Here is a 2,666-nt window from a genome sequence, read left to right on the forward strand (position 1 = left end):
TTGTCTATTACGGGGATACTGGGCCAGTCAAAACGGAGGATATAGGGCCACCTAAAACGGAGTCATTGGGCCACTTTCCAGTGCAATTCTACGGTAATGATTTTATATTAAGCACTCAATGCCTTTTTCTTTCTTAAAGATTCTCCAGTTAATTCAATTCTGTGTGATGAGTATACCAAACGATCGAGTATGGCATCAGCAACAGTACTTTCGCCAATTAAACTGTGCCATTCGGCAACAGGGATCTGCGTTGCAATAATAGTAGCCGCTTTATCATAACGTTCTTCTACCAGATCAAGCAGTGTAGAACGGCCCGGCTGGTCGACTGGTGTCAACAAAAAATCATCCAGAATAAGTAAGGGCGCTTTACCGATAGTTTTTATAAGTTTGGAATAAGAGCCGTCCAGCTTAGCCAGCTTGACTTTATCAAGGAATCGGGATGTAGGGAAGTAAAGTGTTCGGTGCAACATTTGACAGGCTTGTACGCCCAGGCATTGAGCCAGGTAGCTTTTACCTGATCCGGTAGGACCAGTGACTATTATGTTCTCGGCATTAGAGAGGAACTGAAGGGTTAATAGTCGTTCTACTACGTTCCTATCCAGATTGCGGGAACTTTGATAGTCGATATTGCCAGCAGAAGCGACGTGTTTAAAACCTGCCTGTTTAATGAAGTTGTCTATTCTGTTTTTTTGCCGGTGTTCCCACTCTGTATCGATAAGTAGCGCAAGGAACTCATCAGTAGTATAGCTTTTGTCATCTGTACGGTTAAGCCATTGATGGTATAGGCCGGCCATGGCTTTCAGCTTCATTCGGCGCATTTTTTCTACTGTGTTGTTTTCATTCATATTTTGTATGGTTTATTGCTTGCTTGTTTTAGGGCTACCGGTATTCACCGGCGCCACGGATATTGCTATGGATAGGCATATAGGATTGTTCAAACGGTAGTTCTTCTACCTGATCAAGCCCTGATTTTAAGATTCGCTCTATGGTATGGTAGCTGGCTTTGTCATGGTTGAGAGCGCGCTGGCAGGCTTTTTCCAGGCGCGGCGGCGTGTAGTCGCGGCCAAGGGCTAAGATGCCCTGGCATTGCTTGTAAGCAATCTCAGGGTAACTATACTGCAATAGCAGTTTCTGTATGTAAGCGAGCGTGTTGGTGCCCACATGGGCAGCCTTATCTTCAAAAAACTGAGGGTTCCATGAGTTGTACGCCTGATGGGAAGAGGGCATATGATCTGCCTGAGTAGTGTAGTGGCCGGGTTTAAAGGAGCGCTTATGAGTGGCAATACGGGTATGATTGTAAAAGATCTCGACGTTGTCCTGATTGTATTGCACTTCCACATGCAAGCCCTGGTAGCGATATGGAACACTATAGTAGTTGCGATCTTCACTAAGACAAATATGACAGGTCTTTTGAACCTTGGCCCTTTTGTATTGACGCAGATGATAACGGCCTTGGGGTAAAGGTTGCAGCCACTCTTTTTCCGTATCTATAAACTGCTGGCGACGGGTAGTACCGCCGTGAGCAAAAAGATAATCATTGTATTGTTCCAGCAAATGGGCTATGTGTTGGTTAAGATCCTCTATAGAGAAGAAGGTATGCCGCGACAAAGGATAATAGATGCGTTGATATACCAGGCTTACAGACCGTTCTACCAGTGCCTTATCCTGGGGATGGTATGGACGGGCTGGATCTATAGCGCAGCCATAAAAAAGAGCAAAGTCGGCAAGGGTTTTATTGATCAGCGGCGCATATTTATGCGCCTTGCTTACGGCAGATTTAAGGTTATCGGATACAATGGCCTGTGGTACGCCTCCCATCCATTGCAAGCAACTGCTAAGGCAACCAATCACGTCTTCCCGCTTTTGCGAGGGTACGGCTTTCACAAAAGTGTATTGGCTGCAAGGCAGTACGCCAATAAAAACTTCGACTTCTATGAGTTCGCCGGTAATCTTGTTGGTATAGGTGAGTTTATCGCCGCAGAAGTCTACAAAAAGCTTTTCACCGGCTTTATGCAGTAACTTGCCACTTGGTTCTGTTCTGCGCTTCCATTGGCGGATATGCCAGCAGAACTGCGTGTAGCGGTATCCACCCGGATGTTTTAATTGATATTCCTGATGCAAAACAGCCAGGGTGCAACCGGGCTTGAGTAGTTCTTTTTCAAAGTAGCTGAAGTAGGCGGCCAATGTTTCATAGCGCTCTTTTTCGGTCTGACTGTCTTCAGTAAACAGCTCCAGCAGTTCAACATCCTCCAATTGTAGCAACTCTTCACACGATAGCTCCAGCGCTTTAAAACGGCTGATATAGCTGTCTACCGTTTTGCGATTGACTTTGATGTGGGCAGCGATTTTACGGTTGCTCCATCCCTTTTGTTTCAGGCTGATTAACGTACGTACTTCCATGATGTTGATTCTTTGACCTGCCATGTACCGTTTGTTTTTGGCACAAGGCTATTACAATCATGGAAAGTGGCCCAATGACCTCCGTTTTAAACCGCTGCCTGCTGATCTTTTTGGCCCAATGGCCTCCGTATTTGGGAGAAGTTTAACCAGCAAAATGGCCCAACGACCTCCGTATTAAAGCTTATTGCGGTTGGCCCAGCATGCGCCGTTTTGGCTGGCCCGCTATCCTCCGTAATGGGTGGCCCATTGACTTCCGTATTAGACAG

General features: G+C 46.1%; 2 protein-coding genes. Both read right to left on the minus strand.

Features of this window, described 5'->3' with window-relative positions; all coding sequences use genetic code 11:
• Nucleotides 1-107: 107 nt before the first annotated feature.
• Complete coding sequence (gene istB / locus JUB15_RS28270) at nucleotides 108-845, minus strand: IS21-like element helper ATPase IstB (protein ID WP_207516114.1); 738 nt, start codon at nucleotides 843-845, stop codon at nucleotides 108-110.
• A 34-nt stretch (nucleotides 846-879) separates the two neighbouring features.
• Nucleotides 880-2,424: an IS21 family transposase gene (gene istA, locus JUB15_RS28275; protein WP_207516115.1), complete on the minus strand. Its 1,545-nt coding sequence runs from the start codon at nucleotides 2,422-2,424 to the stop codon at nucleotides 880-882.
• Nucleotides 2,425-2,666 lie beyond the last annotated feature (242 nt).

Source organism: Longitalea luteola, from assembly GCF_017356035.1.
Classification (GTDB): domain Bacteria; phylum Bacteroidota; class Bacteroidia; order Chitinophagales; family Chitinophagaceae; genus Niastella; species Niastella luteola.

Excerpts from the sequence above, each read along its gene's own strand:
- istB (WP_207516114.1), bottom strand. The coding sequence starts at position 845 with ATGAATGAAAACAACACAGTAGAAAAAATGCGCCGAATGAAGCTGAAA.
- istA (WP_207516115.1), bottom strand. The coding sequence starts at position 2,424 with ATGGCAGGTCAAAGAATCAACATCATGGAAGTACGTACGTTAATCAGC.